Below are 22507 nucleotides of genomic sequence, written 5' to 3'. Positions count from 1 at the left end.
AATGAAAAACGAGAAACTATTGAGCGTGAAAAATTTAAAGCAATACTTCAAATTAGACAGAAACACTGTCATTAAAGCAGTTGATGATATATCTTTCGAGATTTATAAAGGGGAGATATTTGGCTTGGTCGGTGAATCAGGGTCGGGAAAATCTACAACAGCAAGAAGTATTCTTACTATCTATCAACCGACAAGCGGCAACATTTATTATCGGGATAAACTCATTTCTAATCCCAAAATTTACCGGGCGGAGAAAAAATTCATAAACAGTAATATGCAAATCATATTTCAGAATTCAACATCAGCGCTAAATTCTCGCATGACAGTAAAAAAGATTATTGAGGAACCTTTGCTAATTCAAAAACTGTATCCGAACAAAGAAGATAGACTGGCAAAGGTCTATGAGCTGATGGATTTAGTCGGGCTGGATAAAGTTTATCAGGATAAGTACCCCTATGAGTGCTCAGGTGGGCAAAGGCAGCGGATAGGAATTGCGCGGGCACTTAGCCTTAGTCCGGAATTTATAATTGCTGATGAACCAATAGCATCGCTAGATGTTTCCATTCAAGCCCAAATCATCAATTTATTTAAAAAACTCCAGCAGGAAAAGGGCATGACATGTTTATTTATTTCGCATGATCTGGGAATGGTAAGGTATGTCTGTAACCGGGTGGCTGTTATGTATCGGGGAAAAATAGTTGAGATGGCTGAAACGAAGGAATTATATCGAAATCCGATTCATCCTTATACGCGAGCATTATTTGCCTCAATACTTGTTCCTGATCCAAGCTGTGTGAAAAAGAGAAATCATAGTAAGTATAATCAGCTGAGAGATGACTATTGGGAAGGGGAAAATCACTTACTTGAAGTATCAGATGGTCATTTTGTGTTGTACAATAGCAGACAAGCAGTGGAAGAACGGATAATTAACTGGAACGAATATGTAACAATTTAAGAAAATTTTATATTGTCAAATCTACTAAGATTATGTTATTATTTTAACAAATACAGTCAAGAAGGCTGTGCTATGTAAGTAGTAAAAGACAATAACACAATGTGAGCAAATAACCACGAAGGTATTACGGTAAGAATGACGTAGATCTTTTTGGTTTTTTTATTGGAGGTGGCACGGTTTAATTCATTGCAAAATAAAGTTCGGATAAGATACAAGGAGGAGAAAAATGGAACTTATTAATAGTAGTTTTGAATTGTTCAAAAAAGGCGGTCTGGTGATGTATCCGCTGCTCGTATGTTCGTTTATGGTAGTAGCGATTGCTATTGAACGGTATTTGTATTATCGCCAGGCAGCTACCGATCATAACAAACTATTGCCTGAACTGACCACCCAGCTTAATAACGATGATTGGACCGGAGCACAGAAGGTGTGCGACAGTGCCGGCGGTGTTACAGGCAGGATGTTGTCGCGTGGATTAGATAACATTCATTTTGATGCCTGTGATCTAGAAAGCGCTATGGCTAGCGTCGCAGCGCAGTCAGCCGCAAAACTACGGGAAAAGCTTGGCTATCTTGACACCATTGTCACCTTATCACCACTTCTGGGATTATTGGGTACAGTTGTTGGTATGATTTCATCATTTAGCATTATGAATGTTAAGACCGGACAGCCTCAGGCCATTACCGGGGGTGTGGGCGAGGCGCTTGTGGCAACAGCCACCGGACTTTGTGTAGCGGTTGCAGCACTTATTGTCCACACCTACTATAGCCATTGGCTTGATTCCATTATTACCGGCATGGAAGAGTGCAGTACGGTGTTAGCTGAAGCCAAGAGACGGAGTGACAGACGTGAAACTGCGTAATTTACGGGTAGAGAGCCAGCCTAAGATTATGATTATTCCCATGATTGATATTATCTTTTTTTTGCTGGTATTTTTCATGATGAGTACCTTGTACATGGTGGAGCAGCGCACATTGCCGGTTAATTTGCCGCAGGCCAGTGCCGCCCAATCAGATCTGGCTAAGAATGTAGCTATTACTGTAGCTAAGGACGGTGCTATTTATGTTGATCAGGAACAGATTCCAGTCGAACTATTTAAAAACCGTATTCAGGTGCAACTAGCCCGCCAGTCTGACAGTGCTTTTATCCTGCGGGCCGATAAGCAGGCCGAGTATGGTCGGGTTGTCATGGTATTGGACGAGCTTAAAGGCTTAGGTGTAAAAAAGGTAGCTGTGGCTACCGAACAACAGGCGCAGAGGTGAGTTTCATGTCCAACCAATCCTATTGGCGGCGTGCTGTAGTAGTCTCCTATTGTATTCATTTTCTGCTATTTATCGGGGCAGGATGGTTAGGTGGGAGCATATTTAGTAAAGCAGTAGAGCCAGAAACGATCGAAATGGAACTTATCAGCAGTGTGGCTCTGCCGGAACAAGCCGCTCAGGTACCGGTAACCATGCCTCAGGCTGCAAGTTCATCAGCCGTGAAACCGATAGTATCAGACCCTGCCCGTCCAATTACCCCTGATACAAAGCCAGTTGCAAGTGCGCCGGCCAGTGATGTTGTAGCAGATCGTTTTAGCCCGGCAGCCGAATCCTCAGCACCGTCCGGTGCCGCAGTACCTGCTGCAGCAACAGGTGCAATAACAGGTGGATCAACAGGAGTGGAATCCACAGCACCGGCAGCACCGAAAAGAATATCAGCGCCGCGGATCTTGAATAAGGTAGAACCTGATTACCCGCAGGATGCCAGGCAGGAAGGGGTTGGTGGTACGGTGGGAGTAAAGGTTGAGGTATTGGAAAATGGTCGGCCTGGTGAAGTACAACTCGCACATTCCTCAGGCCGACGGTCTCTGGATGAAGCGGCATTACAGGCTGTTCGTCAATGGCAGTTTGTGCCTGCACAAGAAGCTGGCAGTGGCGAGGCTGTTAGGTGCTACACCACGTTTTCGGTAGTCTTTGAATTGAGTTAACAATTTCTTTATCCTTCGCAAAAGATCGATTTATGGGAGCCTATGTTGACGACAGCTGGAAACTGAATAATAGATGGTCTGCTTATTTAGGGTTACGCTATGATCATTTATCAGCCAGTCGGATAGCAGGAGCAGGGACTACGATACGCGATCATCAGAGAGAAGGGTTTTTTATGACTTATACTCGAAAATTAATATATGTAGCCATGTTCATTGCACTGGGTGTAATGTTACCAATAGCCTTCCATTTAGTTGGCGGGGTTGGTTCTGTTTTTTTACCGATGCACATTCCGGTGCTTATGGCGGGCCTGATGCTTGGTGTAAAAGGTGGTTTGGCAACAGGTATGCTGACACCGCTTATCAGCAGTTTAACTACCGGAATGCCACCAATTATGCCTACGTTGCCGATTATGGTAGTGGAATTAGGAGCATATGGGATTGTGGCCGGGTATTTATACCGGCAATGTAAGTTCCCTCTAGTTTGGTCACTTGTTGGAGCCATGCTGGCAGGTCGATTGGCAGCCGCTCTCGTAGTAGCGGGCATGGTTGCTATGCTGGCAGTCAGGCTGAAACCACTGACATATATTATTGGCGCTATTTCTACAGGATTGCCAGGAATCGTTATCCAATTACTATTTGTCCCGCTGTTTGTGCGAAAGCTTGAGGCAATATCAGGGACATTTAAGCAGGTGAAATTACATGAGTAATGGACGTGAGTTTTTTGACAAAATTGCCAGCCAATGGGATAGTACACGTGCGGTTGATTCCAAAAAAATAGCAGCGCTGGTAGAAATGGTTGGTTTAGAGCCTGGCTTTAGCGTACTGGACGCCGGCAGCGGCACAGGTGTGCTATTGCCTTTCATCAAAAAATCTATTGGCTCGGCAGGCAAAATTACGGCAGTAGATTTTTCAACCAATATGCTAGCTAAAGCTGAGGAAAAATACGGCAGTCTTGGTGGTATTGCTTTTGCTGTTGGCGATATTATGGAGTTTGTACCTGAACACGGCGTATTTGATGCCGTGTTGTGTTTTAATTTTTTCCCCCATATTATGGATAAACAAAGGTTCATGACCCATATGCGCGGTCTATTACGGGAAGGTGGATTTTTGGTCATTATGCATGACATTTCCAGACAACAAGTCAATGCTATCCATCAGGACAGTGAGGTTGTCAAGAATGACCGCCTGGCGCCTGGAGAAACAGTAAGCGAGTGGCTGACAACTGCCGGATATCAAGTGAACCAAATCATTGATGCCGAGGATCGCTATTTTATTAAAGCGGTAAAGAGCTAGGTAATATGCAGAAATGGCGTAAGTTAGAAATTTACGCATGGTAGAATCTTTTTACAAAAACTCATATGTGTACAAACGTAGGTATGAAGCCAACGGTAATTTACCGCAGCTTCATGCCTTTTTCTTTGAAGAAAATCAAAAATTATACTAAGGAGATGACGTAGCGTGATTAAAGCGCGAGAAGATGTATCTAAGCTTACTATTGCAAGAATGGCGATATACTATAATACCTTGAAGAAAATGAAGGAAGAGGGGGAAGTGCTTTGTGCATCTAACCAATTAGGTCAGAGTACAGGAATTTCTTCCTCGGTTATTCGCCGGGACTTAGCTTGCTTTGGCGGCTTTGGCACAAAAGGAGTCGGCTATGAAGTGGAATTCCTCTTGGCTTGGATTGGAGAAATTCTTGGTTACAATACGGAGTGGAAGGTGTTGCTTGCCGGTATGAGCAGTCCGCTGACGGGGATTGGCAACTATAATGACTTGTTGCCGCCTGGCTTTACAATTACTGCTGTTGCTGATTTGGATAAAAATAACCATGGTTATAAAATTCCCGGACTTAACTTGACAGTTCAGCCAATGAAAAATCTGGCAAGCGTAATAAAAGAACAGGGGATCTCAATTGGCTTGATCAATGTACTGCCACAACAGGCGCAAAAAGTGACTAATATGATGGTTAAGGCCGGGATAAAAGGAGTGGCTAATTTTTCAGCTGTGTCGGTATGTGTTCCAGGTAATATTTCGCTAAGTCAGATGAATGTGAATTCTTGTCTTAGTCAGTTATCTTATAATTTAAGTACCGGAGTATCAGAAGAGTATCTTTGTCGGGGAAAAGTATCATTTAGTGGGAAATAGTAGCCAAATTTAACTGAATGGACATGCTGTTTATGATTTTGACAAAGTTCTCATTGACAGAGAAAAATAGTCTGTGTAAAATGTAACATAGTGGTAACTGAAGTTGCTGCTATGTTACTGAATGTAAGTTAAGCAATAACTACATAGTTAAGAAACAGGCAACCATGAAGGTAAACAACTCTCTGCATGAGGGAAGTTTATTTGTCATGGTTATTTTTGTTGCAAAGCCATTTTATAAGGAGGAGATGTTGTAATGAAAATCGGCGCAATTATGTGGACAAGCTACATGCCGGCATTAGCAGCGGCTGTAAGAGATATTCCAGGTCTTGAACTAAAAATGTGCAGTGTGCGTGAATTAGAAGACCTTAGCTACAAGCAAAGATTTTTGGAATATCTGCGTTCCGAAGCGAATGCACTTTTTTTATTTCCATCAACTAGCGGTGTATGGGAGGAAATAGCTGAGGAAGTTGGCAACCTAACCAGGCAAAAACCGACAATTGCTTTTGGTTATGATCCCGGTCTGCTTGCCTATAACACAGTGGGGGCTAAGGTGGCCTTAACTGTACAGCATTATCTAACATTAGGCGGCATAGAAAATGCCAAAAATGCGCTGTTATATATTATGAAAGAAGTGCTGGGCACCAATGTTGCTGTTTTGGCACCGGAAGAAATTGCCTGGCAGGGAATTTTTTACCCTGGCAGTGAGCGTTTATATGAAGATGCAGTTGATTTTATGAACAACTGTCCAGCCTACCGTCCAGGCAGGCCGACAGTGGGAATACTCTTTTACCGGCATTTGTGGGTTAATCATAACACCGAAGTAATTGAAGCGCTTGTGCAGGAATTTGACAAAATGGGGTATAATGCACTACCTGCTTTTAGCACTGGGCGACAAGATTTCGAGACAGGTTCGGAAGATAATGTTTTTGCGATCAACAACTATTTTATGATTCATAACAAGCCGGTCATTGATTGCTTAATTAATCTGCAGTCTTTCCTGCTGGTAAAACAAGGCGAAACGGAACAAAGAGCCAGGCCCGCCGGCGATGATTTGCTCAGGTGTTTGGATGTACCAATTATTAAAGGCCTGTTGACCTACAGTAAAACAGAAGAGGAATGGCGATCCGATCCCTATGGGATTTCCGGTCCTACTATGGTGATGTCGGTAGCCATGCCGGAATGTAACGGCATCATTGAGCCTATCGTTATCGGCAGCTTGAGCCGGGTTGAGGAGCAAAGCATTGGCGGAACACTGGATTTTTATCTGCCAATTCCAGCGCGGATTAAGTATATATGCAGGCGGGTAAAAAAATGGCTTGCACTTAAAGCCAAGCAACCCTCTGAGCGTAAGGTAGCTATTATTCTGCATAACAGTCCCTGTCACGGGGTGGAGTTGGCTGTAGGCGGTGCTGCCAACTTAGATTCCTTAGAAAGTGTGGCCCGGATTATGTCAGCCATGCGGCAGGCTGGTTATTCCATAAAAAACCTGCCAGAGTCAGGTAAAGAAATTATTGACCGAATCATGGAAACAAAGGCCATATCCGATTTTCGCTGGACGCCCATTGAAGAAATTGTAAACAAGGGCGGTGTGCTTAAATACCTAAGTGAGGCCGAATACCGCCGCTGGTTTGACAATTTCCCGGCCAAAGCGCAAGCCGCAATGATCGAAACCTGGGGCAAGCCGCCAGGGGAAGAAAAAGACGGCGTGCCTGCCGCCATGGTTTACCAGGGACAGATACTGATTACCGGCGTTGAATACGGCAATGTAGTCATCTGCTGTCAGCCTAAACGGGGCTGTGCCGGGCCGCGCTGCGACGGGCAGGTATGCAAACTATTGCATGACCCCGAATGTCCGCCTACTCATCAATATGTAGCCACCTATCGCTATTTGGAAGACATGTGGGGTGCGGATGTCCTGGTACATGTGGGTACTCATGGTAATCTGGAATTTTTGCCTGGCAAATCAGTCGGGCTTTCCGAGGATTGTTTCTCTGAACTGACGTTAGGGACAATGCCACATCTATATATTTATAACACCGATAATCCACCGGAGGGAACTATTGCCAAACGGCGCAGCTATGCGACGCTTCTCGGGCATATGCAGACTGTGATGGTGGAAGCCTCAACATACGGGCACCTCGAAGAACTGGAAAATTTTCTTGATCAATACATAGAGGCCAAGCATACCGACCCTACCCGCAGTCAAGAATTGGAACATTTGATTATGGACAAAGCAGTAGAAGCTAAGCTAATGGACAATATCGGTAATCATGATGATTTTTCTGGTGTTGTAGAAAAATTACACGGACTGATTACCAGTTTGAAAAACCGGATGCATCAGGATGGCATGCATATTTTTGGTGATATTCCTGAGGGTGAGCGCCGGGTTAATTTCATCCAGGCTGTACTCAAGCATGATACTAGCGATTATGGTACTTTGACCCGCTTAGTGGTAGAACTCATAGGTCTTGACTATGACCAGGTAAAGGACAATCCTCATGTGTGGCATGAAGGCTTTGGCCAGAATTACGGCGCATTGCTACAAGATGCTAATAGTTATGTTAAAGTATTTATCCAGAATTTAATGGTTAGTTTAGACATTAATTTATTGACGTTAGCAAAAGAAGTAATGGGAACACATTTGGTCAATCTGCCCAGGGTTGAAGAGTTAGGGTATTGGCGGGACAAGGTGAAAAATATAGATGCTAATCTGACAGCTTCCAAGGAAATTGATAGCCTGCTGCATGGTTTTGACGGCGGTTATATTCCTGCCGGTCCGTCAGGGCTCATTACCAGGGGACGGGCCGATATTTTGCCGACAGGCCGGAACTTTTACAGTGCTGACCCGGCGCGGATTCCGACCAAAGCGGCTTGGAAGATAGGGCAGAAGCTCTCTGACGCGCTAATTGCCCGGCATGAACAAGATACCGGGCGAGTGCCGGAAAACTGCGGTATGGTGCTATTCGCCACTGACTGCATGTGGACAGATGGTGAACAGGTTGCACAAATATTGGCTCTATTAGGAGTTGAACCAGAGTGGATTGCTGGTGGGCGGGTAAAAGGATTCCGGGTTCTGCCACTTGATGAACTGGGGAGGCCGCGAATTGATGTGACCTTACGTATTGGTGGCGTTACCAGGGATTGTTTTCCGGGAATTATCGAATTTCTGGATGAAGCTATCCGGGCAGTGGCTGAACTTGACGAACCCTATGAGCAAAACTTCGTGCGCAAACATGCACTAGAGCAAATAGAGCAGTTGCAGAAAAATACTCCTGAAGCCTGGGAGCAGGCGACTGCACGAATCTTTGGCAGCAGACCCAACACCTATGGAGCAGGAGTCAGTCTGGCGGTTCATGCGTCAGCCTGGAAGACGGAAAAGGATTTATCAGATATTTTTATTGCCTGGAGTGGTTATGCCTATGGCAAAAACCGTGGCGGCCAGGAAGTGACAGAACAGTTCAAACGCCAGCTCACAACAGTCGATCTAACCTACAATAAGGCGGCTACTGATGAATATGATCTCTTTGGCTGCTGCTGTCACTTTTCCTACTATGGCGGCTTGACTGCTGCCGCCCGGACACTAAATAACAGTGAGGTTAAGACTTACTATGGCGATACCCGTGACCCGGAAAGACCAGCAGTTACTAGTTTATCAGAAGAAATCAACAGCATTATCAGGGTAAAAATCCTCAATCCGGACTGGATTGATGGTATGAAGCGTCACGGCTACAAAGGGGCTGGCGATATGGCGAAACGCATTACCCATGTATATGGCTGGGAAGCCACCACCGGCGAGGTGGCTGACTGGGTATTTGACGACTTGGCCAAGACTTATGTGCTGGATCAGGACATGCGGGAATGGTTTGCAGAGAACAATCCCTGGGCGATGGAAGAAATCAACCGCCGCTTGCTGGAGGCAGCTAAGCGGGGACTATGGGAAGCCGACCCGGAAGTACTTGATGAGCTGAAAGATACCTATATGGAGATTGAAGGCTGGATGGAAGAGCGTATGGGAGATGTAGAGGGCGAGTATCAGGGCGGTACGATTGATATCATTACCGCTGAAGATGTGCCGGCGTGGAAGGCTAAATTGAAATTGTAATTAATGGAGGAAAATATGAAAAAGAAAAGAGAACAAAAAAGTGTAGCCTTAGCCCTAATGGTAGGTTTGGCGCTTTCCTCGCTGAATCTTACTTCTGTGGCAGCAGAAGAGGAACCGGTCTTTGATTTGGATCAAGTGGTAGTTACGGCTACTAAAACAGAGAAGAAGGTTAAGGATGTGCCGGCAGCGGTAGAGGTTATTACCAAAGAAGAAATGGATAAGAAAAATATTAAAAGAGTAGACGATGCACTGAAAAGTATTACCGGTGTCTATGTTCGGCAAACTAAAGGGGTTATCGGTGGTTCAACTTCGGATAAGATTACCATGCGGGGCTTTGGCAATTCAAACCAAGTACTTGTGATGATAGATGGTCAGCCTGTTAATGACGGCTATAATGGCGGGGTTGGCTTAGCTAATATCCCTACAGACAATATTGATAGAATTGAGGTAATCAAAGGTCCAGCATCTGCGCTGTATGGCTCTAACGCTATGGGCGGTGTTATTAATATCATCACCAAAGATAAAGCCAAGCAAGAAACTATAGTTCGCAGCGGTATCGGAGGACTGGGAACGGATAGTCAATCGGTTTACACCAGTGGCAGTACTGGTAAAATTGATTATTTTATTACGGCTCAGAGAACTTCTAGCGATGGCTATCTAACCAATCCCACTGCACCTGCGCAAGGCGACAATGGAATGAAGCGAGAACTGTATGATGGTAAATTGGTGTATCATTTAGATGATAATAGTAAGCTAAGCCTGTCTGGTGGCAGTAACAATTATAAATATTTCTATAAAGGTAATACTGATTGTGGAGAGTCAAATGAAGATGTCTGGGCTTTAAACTATGAAAATAAACTAAATAGCACTAGTTCTTTAAAAGTAAGCTATGGAGAAAAGAAATTAGATTATCACTATGTATCTGGCGGTAGCTATACCACTAATCCTTCCAAAACTACCCAGGGAGAAGTGCAGTATAATTTCAAACAGGGAGATAAGGATTCGTTTACTGTTGGCTATTCACGCAGAACGGAGCAAGCAGACTCTTTTGCTAGTACTACGAATATTGGGGGAAAAACGAAAACCAACTCCTTCTATCTGCAGGATGAACACAAGGTAAATGATAACACTACGCTTTATTTGGGCGGACGGTATGATGACTGGCGGTTCTATGACGGATATACTACTGTTAAGAGCACTGGAACTACTACGCAAACTCCAGAAAGCAAGGAAAATAGTTTTAATCCTAAAGTAGGGATAGTTCATAAGATGAATGACAAGCTGACCCTGCGTTCTTCTATTGGCACGGCATTCCGGGCGCCTAATGAGTATGAATTGGCCAAAGACTGGGTAAGCATTTCTGGTAAAAATTCAACTATTTATAAATGCAATCCTGGTTTGAAGCCGGAAGAATCTACCAACTATGAAATAGGTTTTGATTATCAGGCAGATAAAACCTTGTTGGCCAAAATAAGTATTTATCACAGTGATATTACTGATGCAATTGGGCTAAAAACAACAACAACAGGTACAAAAGCAACAGGTACAACAACAGTGAAGGAATACATTAATTCGGACAAGGCACGAGTTAACGGATTTGAAATTGGATTGACTAAGCGTTTGAGCGATGCTTGGAGTAGTTTTGTTAATTACACTTATACTGATGCGAAAATATCAAGCAGTACACTTGGTAATGATGGGGAACACGTCGAATATGTTCCCAAACAGATGTTTAATATTGGTGTTAATTATACACAAGACCGCTGGCAGGGCAGTCTAACTGGTAATTATGTAAGTGATGCCAACAACATTGCTAAACAAGGTCAAACAGGGTATGGAACTTATGAATCCCATTTTACTGTAGATACTAAAGTAACTTATAAAATGACGAAAGACACAACGGTTTCCCTTAGTGTAGACAATTTATTGGATAGAGAATACTATGCTTCTTACTTAGCTGCGCCTCGGACAACTTATCTAGAAGTGACTCATAAATTTTAAGGATTAAGAAGTGATTGTAATTTTTTATTAGTCACAAATTTCACTTATTTATATTGACAAGTAAGTGAAATTTGTGACATAATATAACAAATAAAATGCTGCATGAAGTAGCAGAAATTGAATTAAGGTCAGTTACATAATTATTAGAAAAGCCATGAAGGTTTACACGTCTCTATATTGAGTTGTGAACTTTCTGGCTTTTATTTTTTAGGGGGAATTGTTTGGGAAAAATCGTAATGACTATTATAAAAATACATAGGAAGAAAGATTTGCCGAAGGAAGAAAAGGAGGCCATTACATTAGCCAAGAAACTTTTGAAATCGTTGGGAGTTAAGCATAAATAGTAACTATAATAGTTGGAAGATTAGCCATGAAGGTAAATGTCCTGCTGAAAAAGGGATGTTTATTTTTCATGGCATTTATTTTTGACAGTCGATGGAGCGTATATTGAAAATAAGCTCAAAGCCTAACAGGTTTATTCAGATTTGTGCCTTGGGCGAAGTGAAAGGAATGGTTTATGCCAATGAAAAAGCAACGGGAACAAAAAAGGTTAGCCTTAGCGCTAATGGTAAGTTTGGCGCTGTCCTCGCTGAATTTTACTTCTGTGACAGCAGATGAGTCACAGGTCTTTGATTTGGATCAAGTGGTAGTTACGGCTACTAGAACAGAGAAGAAGGTTAGGGATGTACCGGCAGCTGTAGAAGTCATTACCAGGGAAGAAATGGACAAACAGAATATTAAAAGAGTCTCTGATGCTCTGTCAACTGTTTCCGGTGTATATGTTCGGGCAACTAAAGGTATAATGGGTTCTACAGATTCGATCACTATGCGGGGATTTGGCAGCCAGAAACAGATTCTCATTTTAATGGACGGTCAACCAATTAAATTATGAGAACAAGTTGACTGATGACACTTTATTGAAAGTGAGTTATGGTGAAAAGAAATTAGACAGTTGGTATGTATCTACTTCTTATAATACAAAAACGAATAATATCTCTTCCTATTCTTATACCCAAACTCCCTCCAAAACTACGCAGGCAGAGTTGCAATACAATTTCAAACTGGGAGATAAGGACTCAGTGACTGTTGGCTATGCACGCAAGACCGAGCAATCAGATTCTTTGGGAAAAACGTTAACTACCGCATCAAACGGACGAGACTTAACTTTGATAACAGCCAATTCCGATTCCAATATTGGCGGCAAGACAAAGACCGACTCCTTCTATATCCAGGATGAACGCAAGTTGAGCGAGAAAACTACGCTGTATTTAGGCGGACGGTATGATGACTGGCGCTTTTATGACGGTTATACTTATGGCTATGACAGCGCAGCAAAAAGTTATGAAATAAATAATACTGCCGAAGGCAAGGCAAATAGCTTTAATCCTAAAATTGGGCTGGTTCATAAGATGAATGACAAGCTGACTCTGCGCTCTTCTATTGGGAAAGCATTCCGGTCACCAAATGTGTATGAGCTGGCCAAAGACTGGGAAAGCAGCAGTGGCACGATTTATAAATGCAATCCCAATTTGCAGCCGGAAAAAGACACTAACTATGAAGTGGGTCTTGACTATCAGGCCGATAAAACGTTGGTGGCCAAGCTGAATCTTTTCCATACTGATGTTACGAATGTTATTGACAAACGCACCTATACCAATGCGGACAATCGCACTGTATCTCAATTTATCAATTCTGGCAAGGCAGAGGTCAACGGGTTGGAAATTGGTTTAAATAAACGCCTGAGCCCGGCCTGGAGCAGTTTCCTTAATTATACCTACACTGATGCCAAAGTAAAGGAAAGTCTGGCGGCTCCTGAAAATGTAGACAAGCAATTATCTACTGTGCCGAAAAATATGGTTAATATCGGTTTTAATTATGCGCAAGGTCCATGGCAGGGCAGTTTAACCGGTAGTTATGTGAGTGAGTCCAATGATCCAAGTAAACAAGGTAAAACAGGTTACGGAACCTATGAATCCTATTTTACTGTAAATACTAAAGTATCTTATAAAATGACGAAAGACACAACAGTTTCCCTTAGTGTAGACAATTTATTGGGTAGAGAATATTATTGCTATTATATGGCTTCTCCCCGGACAACTTATCTGGAACTAACCCATAAATTTTAAGGATTAACGTTGAAGCATGTTACATATTTGTTTATGAGTAAGAAATAAAGTTAGTTCTATATGAATATAGAACAGCGGTTGTTTGTGAAAATTTTAATATAATGAAATTAGCCATGAAGGTTAAATTATCAGACTGAGATTACAGTCTGATAATTCTTCATGGCTTATTATATTATACAAAAAATATGACCATATGGAGGAAACACACATGATAGTATCTATTGTAGGAGCAGGGCCGGGAAATCCGGAGTTAATTACAGTGAAAGGCCAGAGACTCATCAGTGAGGCCGATGTTATTATCTACGCCGGTTCACTGGTCAATCCTGCTTTGCTGGAGAAAGCCAAAGAAGGTGCGGCTATTTACAACAGTGCCTCAATGACCTTGGAAGAAGTTCTTACTGTTATAGAAAAAGCGGCGGCTGAAGGGAAAAATGTAGTTCGCCTGCATACCGGCGATCCGGCCATTTATGGTGCTATTCAGGAACAGATGGATGCATTGGCTGCCAGGAATATTGAGTTTGAGGTTATTCCCGGTGTCAGCTCATTTCTGGCTTCGGCAGCGGCGCTTAAACGGGAATATACGTTGCCTGATGTTTCGCAAACAGTCATTATTACCAGGCTGGAAGGGCGTACCGCTGTGCCAGAAAAAGAGAGTCTGGCAACATTGGCGGCTCATAATGCCACTATGTGTATTTTTCTTAGTGTACAGATGATGGAGAATATCGTCCAAGAATTAATTGCAGGTGGTTATAGTGTAGACACCCCGGTGGCCATTGTTCAAAGAGCCTCCTGGCCTGAGGAAAAAATTATTCAGGGAACACTCTCTACTATCAGCCAGCGTGTGGTCGAAGAAGGTGTAGACCGGACTGCTATGATAATTGTTGGTCATTGTTTAGCCAGAGAGTATGGTTTATCCCGTTTGTATGCTGCCGATTTCGGCCATATGTTCAGAGAAGCGAGATAAATAGTGGCTGGGCACTCTTAATGGCCGAAAAATCAGCGACACCAAAAAGGACGGTAGTACAAGCGGCAAATATGGTTCCTATGATTCTGTCTTCCTGGTAGATATGAAAATTTCCTTTGCGGCGAGGTAAGAGTATGGGGATAGCAGAGCAGAACAAAATATTTGGAACTTTAACCAGATCTTTTTAATGTTGGCGGCAGAAATATTGCAGCTCGATACTGCCTATATTGAACCTAAGGAGTTTCCCTGGGAAGGAATTTATCACCCGGATGCTACGGAAATCTTCAGCACTACGGAAGATTATCTCTCTTGGTATTATAAGCAAAGACCCGATTTTGTAAGAAATCCTGCTGTCGGGCTTTTATTTAGCCGCAGTTACTGGGTTAACAAGAATACCGCTGTAGAAGATATGGTGATTCACACCTTGGAAAGTCGAGGACTCAATGTCATCCCGGTATTTTGCTACTCGGTCAAAGATGAGGGCTTGGGAACCCGAAGTCCGGGTCAGATTGTCCGTGATTATTTCATGCCGGAGGGAAAACCGGTCATCAATGCCATGATTAAGATGATTGCCTTCTTCCTGGAAAGCGGCAGACAGGATGTTAATGATGCTAACCAAGCCATAGCCGGACAAGGGGTCAAATTGTTAACAGAATTAGGTGTGCCGGTTTTTCAGCCGGTAGTGTCTAATTTTAAGACAGTAGCAGAATGGACAGATGATCCACAGGGCTTGAGTACGGACATTACCTGGACTATTGCTATGCCGGAATTTGAAGGGGTAATTGAGCCACTCTACATTGGCGGTATCAAACGGGACGGCGGCATGGAGACCCGGATGCCGGTTGAGGAACGGGTTAACAAGCTGGCTGACCGGATCAGCCGTTGGATCAGATTGCAGCGTAAGCCGGTGGCTGAGCGCAAAGTGGCCTTTATTTTGCACAACAACCCCTGCGCCTCAGTGGAAGCCACCGTGGGCGGCGGCGCGCATCTTGATACCCTCGAAAGCGTCAGCCGCATTATGCATGCCATGAAAGCGGCCGGGTATAAGGTGGAGCCTCCGGCCAGCGGCAAGGAGATGATCGAAACAATTATGGACAGGAAAGCCATCTCCGAGTTCCGCTGGACAACAATTGACGAGATTGTGAAAAAAGGCGGCGTAGTCAAATTAATGGATAAAGATGAATATTACCGTTGGTTTGACACTCTCACGCCTATTGTTCGGAAACGAATGATTGATGCCTGGGGCAACCCGCCGGGTGAAGAAATCAATGGGGTTCCGGCAGCGATGATCTATCAGGATAAAATTGTCATTACCGGTGTGGAATACGGCAATGTATATGTGGGCGTTCAGCCGAAACGGGGCTGCGCAGGCTCCAAATGTGACGGACAGGTATGCAAGATACTGCATGACCCGGATATCCCGCCCCCCCATCAATATATGGCGACATATAAGTATCTGGAAGAACAGGTCGATGTGATCGTCCATGTAGGCACCCATGGCAACCTGGAGTTTTTGCCGGGGAAAAGTGTGGCCTTATCCCAAAACTGTTATCCTGATTTGTCCATTGGTGTTATTCCTCATTTATATATTTATAATGCCGATAATCCGCCGGAAGGAACTATTGCCAAACGCAGAAGTTATGCGACTCTGGTCAATCACATGCAAACCGTCCTGACCCAGGGCGGTTTGTATGAGGAATTGGCTGAGCTGGATCAATACCTGGAAGAATATGAAAAAGCCAGAATTGCTGATCCGACCAGAGCTCATACGCTGCAACACATGATTATAGATGAAATTAAAAAAGCCAAGCTGGATCAACAGATTGCGCTGGATGAAGAACATGACGAGTTTGAAGTGGTTGTGGAAAAGGTTCATGCCGCACTCTCGACTATCAGAAATACGCAAATTCAGGACGGAATGCATATTTTTGGTGAGTTGCCTGTTGGGGAACGGCGTCTTGACTTTATCAATTCAATTCTGCGGTTTGACAGTGGTGATGGGGTTTCACTCAGAAATGCTGTGGCAAAACTAATGGGTCTTGATATTGGTGAATTACTGGAAGAACCAAGTAAAATATCCCCCCGCTACCGCAAATCCTACGGTGCGATGATGGAGGAGGTTGACAGCTTCTCCAAAGCCTTTCTGGTGCATTTTATTGAGGGCAAGACGATTAAACCTGCTCTTGCTGCCAGATTTCTTGCAGACAGGTATGTGTGTCCGGAAGCCCTGGCTGAACTTAATGCGCTCTTGCCGCGGGTAACTGACTTGAATGAGCGTATTGAGGCTTCCAAAGAAATTGAAGCACTCTTATCCGGTTTTGAGGGTAAATATATCCCGGCAGGACCGTCCGGCCTGATTACACGGGGGCGGGATGATGTCTTGCCGACAGGCAGAAACTTCTACTCGTTGGATCCGAACCGGGTGCCTACCAAAGCCGCTTATGAAGTCGGCAAACGTCTGGCCGATAAAGTCCTTGAGAAACACATGACCGAAGAAGGCCGTTATCCGGAGAATATTGCCATCTACTGGATGTGTAATGACATTATGTGGGCAGACGGCGAAGGCATGGGGCAGATCATGTACCTCTTAGGAGTACGGCCCAAATGGCTGGCCAATGGACAGGTGTCTGGTATCGAGATCATCCCGCTGGAAGAACTGGAACGACCGAGGATTGATGTGACTATCAGAGTTTCCGGTATTACCAGGGACAACTTCCCCAATTGTATCACCCTTTTGGATGAAGCCATTCAGGCAGTGGCTGCTCTCGATGAACCCTTGGAACAGAACCTTGTCAGAAAGCACACTCTGGATCAATTGGAAGGCAAAGAGCCTGAGCAAATCCAGGCTGAGGAATGGCGCAGCGCCACTTACCGGATTTTCGCCTCCAAACCAGGCACTTATTCAGCTGGTGTCAACCTGGCGGTATATGCTTCGGCCTGGAAAGAAGAAAAAGATTTGGCAGAGATCTTCGTTTTTTGGAACGGCTATGCCTATGGCAAAGATACCTTTGGTCAGGAGTCGTACCAGGAATTGCAGTCCAGTCTGAAAACTGTGGACGTTACCTATAACAAAGTAGTTAGTGATGAATATGATCTATTTGGCTGCTGCTGCTATTTCGGTACCCATGGTGGTATGACGGCCGCTGCCAGAGTGGCTTCCGGCAAAGATGTCAAAACCTACTACGGTGATACCAGAGAACCACAGCATGTGGAAGTGCGGACGTTGGCTGACGAAGTGCGCCGGATTGTCCGGACGAAGCTATTGAACCCCAAATGGATCGAAGGCCAGAAGCACCACGGCTATAAAGGCGCTGGTGATATCTCCAAACGCGTGGGCCGTGTATTGGCTGGGAAGCAACCACGCAGGAAGTGGATGACTGGATCTTTGATGATATTGCCAGAACCTTTATGCTAGATGAAGAAAACCGCCAGTTCTTCCAGGAAAACAACCCTTGGGCCATGGAAGAAATCGGCCGCCGGCTACTGGAAGCCAATCAAAGAGGTCTCTGGGATGCTGATCCGGAGGTACTGGAAAATCTGAAAGAAACCTATCTGGAAGTAGAGGGCTGGTTGGAGGAAAACACCGGCGAAGTTGAGGGCGATTTCCAAGGAGGGTCTGTAGACATTATGACACCAGAGGAGGTTGCCGACTGGGGTGCCAAAATGAATGAAGTCAGAACTAAGTTAAACGCGAAAAAATGAGAAAACCAGTAGGCTTTTTACTGATTGCTGCTTTAGCGGCAATGGTGGTTATGGCGTTAGTTTACTTCAACAGGGCTGCACCGGCCGGCAGCCTTGTTGAAACAGGCTTGAATCAAGAAAAGGCTGCAGACATTACTATTGTCGATGAGATGGGACGAAAAGTAATCTTCCCTGTTAGTCCTAAACGGATTGTCGTATTAACCAGTTATCCTGCGGAAGTAATTTGTGCCCTAAACGCCGAACAACGGATTGTGGGGATTTGCAACCCGCAGCATGAAGATCTGCCGGAATTGCGCAATAAACCGTCAGTTGGTAATAGCAGTGTTACACCTGATTTGGAAAAGATTTTGGAGTTGAAGCCTGATCTAGTCATTGCCTATCAATGGACAAAAAAGGAAGCTATTAATGAACTGGAAAAATGCAACATACCAGTGCTGTGCTTCCGGGGCTGGACTTTTGAAGAATTGCACTACTTTGCCGAACAGATGGGGAATTTGCTGGGACAACAGGCAAGAGCCCAAGAACTGTGGCAGTTTATCCAAACTAAAATGGACTTTATTGAGGCGCGGACAAAGCAGCTGCCACGTGATCAGCAGCCACAGGTGTTTTATGAATCGTTTATCCCTTATCAGTCATCGTCTGTGGGGGCTAAACCGCTGGAAACGCCCTGGGGAACCTACCAGACTGAGAACTCTGAAGAAGCAAAACTCGCTCTGTCCGGCGGGATTAACTGTGTGGGGCAGCAGCCAACTCGCTCTGCTATTTTCAGTGCGGAGTGGGTAGTGCAAAAAAATCCGGACATTATTATCAAAGTACCGCGCACAACGCCAAGTCTGGCGATACCTTTGCTGGAAGAAATGCGGGAGATCAGAGCAGAAATCTTGCAGCGGGAAGGGCTAAAAGAGGTTGCGGCAGTAAAAACAGGCAGAGTCTATGTTATTCATTGCAATATGTGTGCCGGTCCCAGACAAATTATTGGTCTTTGCTACTATGCCCGTTGGCTCCACCCGGAACTTTTTGCCGATCTTGATCCCCAGGCGGTGCACAGGGAGATGCTGGAACGGTTTTGGGGACTGAAGCTGCAGGGGACTTGGGGGTATCCTGAATAGAAACAGTACATCACCTGTAATGTAGTTCGCTTTGACAGGCTGATCCAGAAATACCGGAGGATTTAAGATGAACAGGAAGAGCATTGGGTTGATTTGTGTGTTGACAATTTTTGTATTGCTGGCTTCCGGCTTAGTGTTATCTAAGCCGGAACAGGGCAGTCAAAAACCAAAAAATGATACAACAGATACATTAACCATTACCGATTCAACAGGAAGGCAAGTGGTGACGCCTAATCCGCCACACCGGATAGTCAGTATTGGCAGTGGACTGGAGACCCTGCTCGCTTTTGGGGTGCAGCAAGACATTGTCGCTATGTCTAATTATTCCAGAAAACGGCAGGATTACAAAGTGTTTTTACCAGATATACCTGATGTAGGAGGTTCGAACAAGCCTAATATCGAAAAAGTACTGGCAGTCAATCCAGATATGGTTTTGGGCTATGCAATTTATCCTTATACAGAAATGAGGCCGGTATTGGCCGAACGCGGGATTCCGCTGGTGCAGTTGGATTTTTTTATACCGGAGAAATACGAGCAGGAAGTACGGACATTAGGAAAGGTACTTCGCAAAGAAAGCCGGGCTGAAGAGTTAATTGAGTTTGAAAATAAACATATTGGCTTGATTAGGGATCAGGTAAAACACATTAAAACCGAAAATAAAGTACGCGTTTATGTGGAGTCCTACCAAGCCTATCAAATTGAAGGCCAAAAAGAAATGAGTCGTAGTGCAACCATTGGGTGCGGCGGGATTAATATTTTTTCTGATGTGCCAGTAAATGGTTCGATTGTCAGCGCAGAAGCGGTGGTAGAGAAAAATCCTGATATCATTATTAAGCTTGTTAATATCCAGACTTATCCCAGCGGCTATGGTATTACCGATTCAGCGGTATTAGCCAGCCTGCATCAGGAGATCATGAACCGCCCGGGCTGGCAGCAGATCAATGCTGTAAAAAACGGCAAGGTGTATATTATATCGACAGATACCAAATCAATCCATCCCAGTGTTTACTATAGTTATCTGGCCAAATGGTTTTACCCTGAGTGCTTTCAGAATCTCAATCCGGTTAGTATCCACCAAGCCTGGTTTCAGCAGTTTTTTGGGATAAAACTGCAGGGAGTATATACCTATCCTGAATCATAATCAGCTGAATTAACGAATTGTTTAGGCAATGGGTATGGTTTTGATTGACAGAAAAATAAAGTATGTGTAAACTATAACTTAGTAAGCAGCTGAAGCTGCTGCTATGTATTGCAGCGTAACTTGACCATGAAGGTTATTGTCTTAAAATAAGACTGTAATTTTCATGGATTTTTGTGTACAAGGTGCATTACTCAGAAACTCGGAATTACTGATTTATTTGCATAATAAAACTGAATTTTATTGCGATTGCAGCCATGAAGGTGAACAGAGCTCACAGTAGTAAGCGGGCATGTTTATTTGTCATGGCTGTTTTTATACATATCCTGAATCATAGCAAGGAAAGGTGAAGAAATTTGTCGAAGATAAACAGCAATCATTCCTGTACTGATGCAGCAAAACTCAAGGAGATATATACCAGGCAAACTGGAAAAAAATATTTTATTATAGTAACCTTGCTTTTGCTGCTAATAACGCTGGTCTTACTTTCTATTTCTATTGGCACAGCTTCTATCAGTGTCGGCGATGTAGTTAAATCTATCAGCAATAAAGTGCTCCATACCCAATACGAATATACCAACAATTTGGCTGATACGATTGTAATGAAACTTAGATTTCCCCGCGTTTTACTGGCTGTTCTTACCGGGGTCAGCCTGGCGGGGGCTGGCGCTGTTATGCAGGGCATTCTCCATAATCCGTTGGTGAGCCCATACACTTTGGGGATGTCAGGGGCGGCGTCTTTAGGTGCAGCTATTGCTATTGTACTGGGAAAAGGGTTATTTGGCAGCAGCTTTGACAGTATGGGACCCTATTTTATTGCGTTTAATGCCTTCGTTTTTGGTTTTATTACGATTTTCGTTATTATTGGCTTTGCCCGGATGAAGAGCGGTTCACCGACAACACTGGTGCTGGCTGGGGTTGCTTTGGGTTATATTTTCTCTGCAGGGGTATCGGCGTTGAAGTATTTTTCCAATAATGATGCCTTAAAAGACCTTGTTGTTTGGCTGATGGGCGGTATGTGGGGAGCAACCTGGCAGGCGGTAGGATTATTGGTACCGATTGTAAGCATCTGTATGCTGATTTTGCTGAGTTACGCCTGGGATATGAACGCTCTTTCGGCTGGTGAAGCGGTGGCAACTAATCTGGGGGTGAATATAAAACGGCTGCAGTTTATTTGCCTTACAGTGGCTACACTGGCTGCTTCAGCCACAGTAGCTTTTACCGGTATTATCGGCTTTATTGGCTTGGTTGCACCGCACATATCCCGAATGCTTATCGGTAGTGACAATCGATTTTTAATTCCCTGTTCTTGTATCATGGGGGCGCTAGTCTTACTTTGTGCGGATACGGTGGGCAGGACTATTGTTTCGCCGGTAGAGATTCCGGTTGGTATTGTGACAGGTTTGCTGGGCGGTCCCTATTTTCTCTATATGCTCTTAAAGAAAAAACAATTTCACTAAAAATCCCGAATAAGAAAAAAGGTGGATAACATGAACATTGCCGTACAAAATGTCTGCTTTTCCTACAATAGTCATCCCATATTACAGGATGTGAGCCTGAATGTACAACAGGGGCAGGTTGTCAGTATCGTCGGTCCTAATGGAGCCGGGAAATCTACGCTATTAAAATGCATGGTTCGCTTATTGAAGCCGCAAACAGGCACAGTGCATTTAGACGGTAAGGATATTGCCAGGAAAAACTCCCGTGAACTGGCAAAAGCTCTGGGGTATGTGCCGCAAAATACCAGAGATGTATTTTCATTTACCGTACTGGAAACCGTATTGATGGGCAGAAAACCACATGTAGCCTGGGAAGTTAGTGACGAGGATTTTCGGGTGGTTACGCAGGTTATGAATTTTTTAGGAATAGAAAATTTGGCCGAGCGGCCGCTTGATCAGTTAAGCGGCGGGCAAAAGCAAAAAGTGTTTGTGGCTCGTGCGTTAGCGCAACAACCCGCGATATTTCTGTTTGATGAACCGACAAGCAACCTTGACGTCAGACATCAACTCGAGGTTTTTGCAACCATTAAACGATTGGCAGAGACTGAAGGACGGACAGTCATTGTGGTGGTTCATGATTTGAATCTGGCATCCCGTTTTTCCGATACTCTGGTGATGCTGAAACAGGGCGCCATTTATGCGGCGGGAAAACCAGAGCAGGTGATTACTGAAGACAATATCCGGGAAGTGTATAATATTTCGGCTACGATTATTGAAACGCGATACGGCCATTATGTTGTACCCATTGAACCGCTTGGAGAAACGGCAGGTTGAGATATGTAGCGTTGCATACATTT

At 44.2% G+C, this 22507-nt stretch carries 17 protein-coding genes and 1 pseudogene; all 18 read left to right on the top strand.

From position 1 onward, the window contains the following. The first annotated feature begins 1 nt into the window (after position 1). Positions 2-955 (top strand): ATP-binding cassette domain-containing protein, encoded by a 954-nt coding sequence (locus AC1ECB_RS09940; protein ID WP_485668547.1) that lies wholly within the window; start codon positions 2-4, stop codon positions 953-955. Between the two features lie 226 nt (positions 956-1181). After that, positions 1182-1817: a MotA/TolQ/ExbB proton channel family protein gene (locus AC1ECB_RS09935; protein WP_485668546.1), complete on the top strand. Its 636-nt coding sequence runs from the start codon at positions 1182-1184 to the stop codon at positions 1815-1817. Continuing rightward, positions 1804-2217 (top strand): ExbD/TolR family protein, encoded by a 414-nt coding sequence (locus AC1ECB_RS09930; protein WP_485668545.1) that lies wholly within the window; start codon positions 1804-1806, stop codon positions 2215-2217. The genes AC1ECB_RS09935 and AC1ECB_RS09930 overlap by 14 nt, the downstream gene beginning before the upstream one ends. 5 nt (positions 2218-2222) lie before the next feature. Next, positions 2223-2924, top strand: a complete 702-nt coding sequence (locus AC1ECB_RS09925) for an energy transducer TonB (RefSeq protein WP_485668544.1) — start codon at positions 2223-2225, stop codon at positions 2922-2924. A 173-nt stretch (positions 2925-3097) separates the two neighbouring features. Beyond that, entirely contained in the window at positions 3098-3631 is a 534-nt protein-coding gene (locus tag AC1ECB_RS09920) for an ECF transporter S component (protein WP_485668543.1), read from the top strand. Then, positions 3624-4217 carry a class I SAM-dependent methyltransferase gene (locus AC1ECB_RS09915; protein WP_485668542.1) on the top strand — a complete coding sequence of 198 codons (594 nt, stop codon included), beginning with the start codon at positions 3624-3626 and terminating at the stop codon, positions 4215-4217. Before AC1ECB_RS09920 ends, AC1ECB_RS09915 begins: the two co-directional genes overlap by 8 nt. A 165-nt stretch (positions 4218-4382) precedes the next feature. Continuing rightward, a complete protein-coding gene (locus AC1ECB_RS09910; protein ID WP_485668541.1) occupies positions 4383-5069 on the top strand; it encodes a redox-sensing transcriptional repressor Rex in 687 nt (228 codons plus the stop codon). A 253-nt stretch (positions 5070-5322) separates the two neighbouring features. Beyond that, on the top strand, positions 5323-9171 hold the full coding sequence (gene cobN / locus AC1ECB_RS09905; protein ID WP_485668540.1) for a cobaltochelatase subunit CobN: 3849 nt from the start codon (positions 5323-5325) through the stop codon (positions 9169-9171). Between the two features lie 15 nt (positions 9172-9186). Beyond that, on the top strand, positions 9187-11172 hold the full coding sequence (locus tag AC1ECB_RS09900; protein ID WP_485668539.1) for a TonB-dependent receptor plug domain-containing protein: 1986 nt from the start codon (positions 9187-9189) through the stop codon (positions 11170-11172). A 221-nt stretch (positions 11173-11393) separates the two neighbouring features. Beyond that, positions 11394-11516: a hypothetical protein gene (locus tag AC1ECB_RS09895; RefSeq protein WP_485668538.1), complete on the top strand. Its 123-nt coding sequence runs from the start codon at positions 11394-11396 to the stop codon at positions 11514-11516. Between the two features lie 179 nt (positions 11517-11695). Then, positions 11696-12064, top strand: coding sequence for a TonB-dependent receptor plug domain-containing protein (locus tag AC1ECB_RS09890; protein WP_485668537.1), 369 nt, complete (start codon positions 11696-11698; stop codon positions 12062-12064). Positions 12065-12071: 7 nt separating this feature from the next. Continuing rightward, positions 12072-13298 (top strand): TonB-dependent receptor plug domain-containing protein, encoded by a 1227-nt coding sequence (locus AC1ECB_RS09885; protein WP_485668536.1) that lies wholly within the window; start codon positions 12072-12074, stop codon positions 13296-13298. 208 nt (positions 13299-13506) lie between these two features. Next, entirely contained in the window at positions 13507-14262 is a 756-nt protein-coding gene (gene cobM / locus AC1ECB_RS09880; protein ID WP_485668535.1) for a precorrin-4 C(11)-methyltransferase, read from the top strand. 160 nt (positions 14263-14422) lie between these two features. After that, positions 14423-17964: pseudogene (gene cobN / locus AC1ECB_RS09875) on the top strand (cobaltochelatase subunit CobN). Then, positions 17961-19073 (top strand): ABC transporter substrate-binding protein, encoded by a 1113-nt coding sequence (locus AC1ECB_RS09870; protein WP_485668534.1) that lies wholly within the window; start codon positions 17961-17963, stop codon positions 19071-19073. The pseudogene cobN (AC1ECB_RS09875) and the gene AC1ECB_RS09870 overlap by 4 nt, the downstream one beginning before the upstream one ends. A gap of 67 nt (positions 19074-19140) precedes the next feature. After that, positions 19141-20214: an ABC transporter substrate-binding protein gene (locus tag AC1ECB_RS09865; RefSeq protein WP_485668533.1), complete on the top strand. Its 1074-nt coding sequence runs from the start codon at positions 19141-19143 to the stop codon at positions 20212-20214. Positions 20215-20567: 353 nt separating this feature from the next. Beyond that, positions 20568-21671 (top strand): FecCD family ABC transporter permease, encoded by a 1104-nt coding sequence (locus AC1ECB_RS09860; RefSeq protein WP_485668532.1) that lies wholly within the window; start codon positions 20568-20570, stop codon positions 21669-21671. Positions 21672-21701: 30 nt separating this feature from the next. Further along, positions 21702-22484: an ABC transporter ATP-binding protein gene (locus AC1ECB_RS09855; RefSeq protein ID WP_485668531.1), complete on the top strand. Its 783-nt coding sequence runs from the start codon at positions 21702-21704 to the stop codon at positions 22482-22484. The last annotated feature ends 23 nt before the right edge of the window (positions 22485-22507 follow it).

The sequence above is a fragment of the Sporomusa sp. 246TCP1 genome (genome assembly GCF_057319775.1).
The sequence above is the reverse complement of the archived record's forward strand: the minus strand, read 5'-3'. Positions and strand labels throughout refer to the sequence as shown.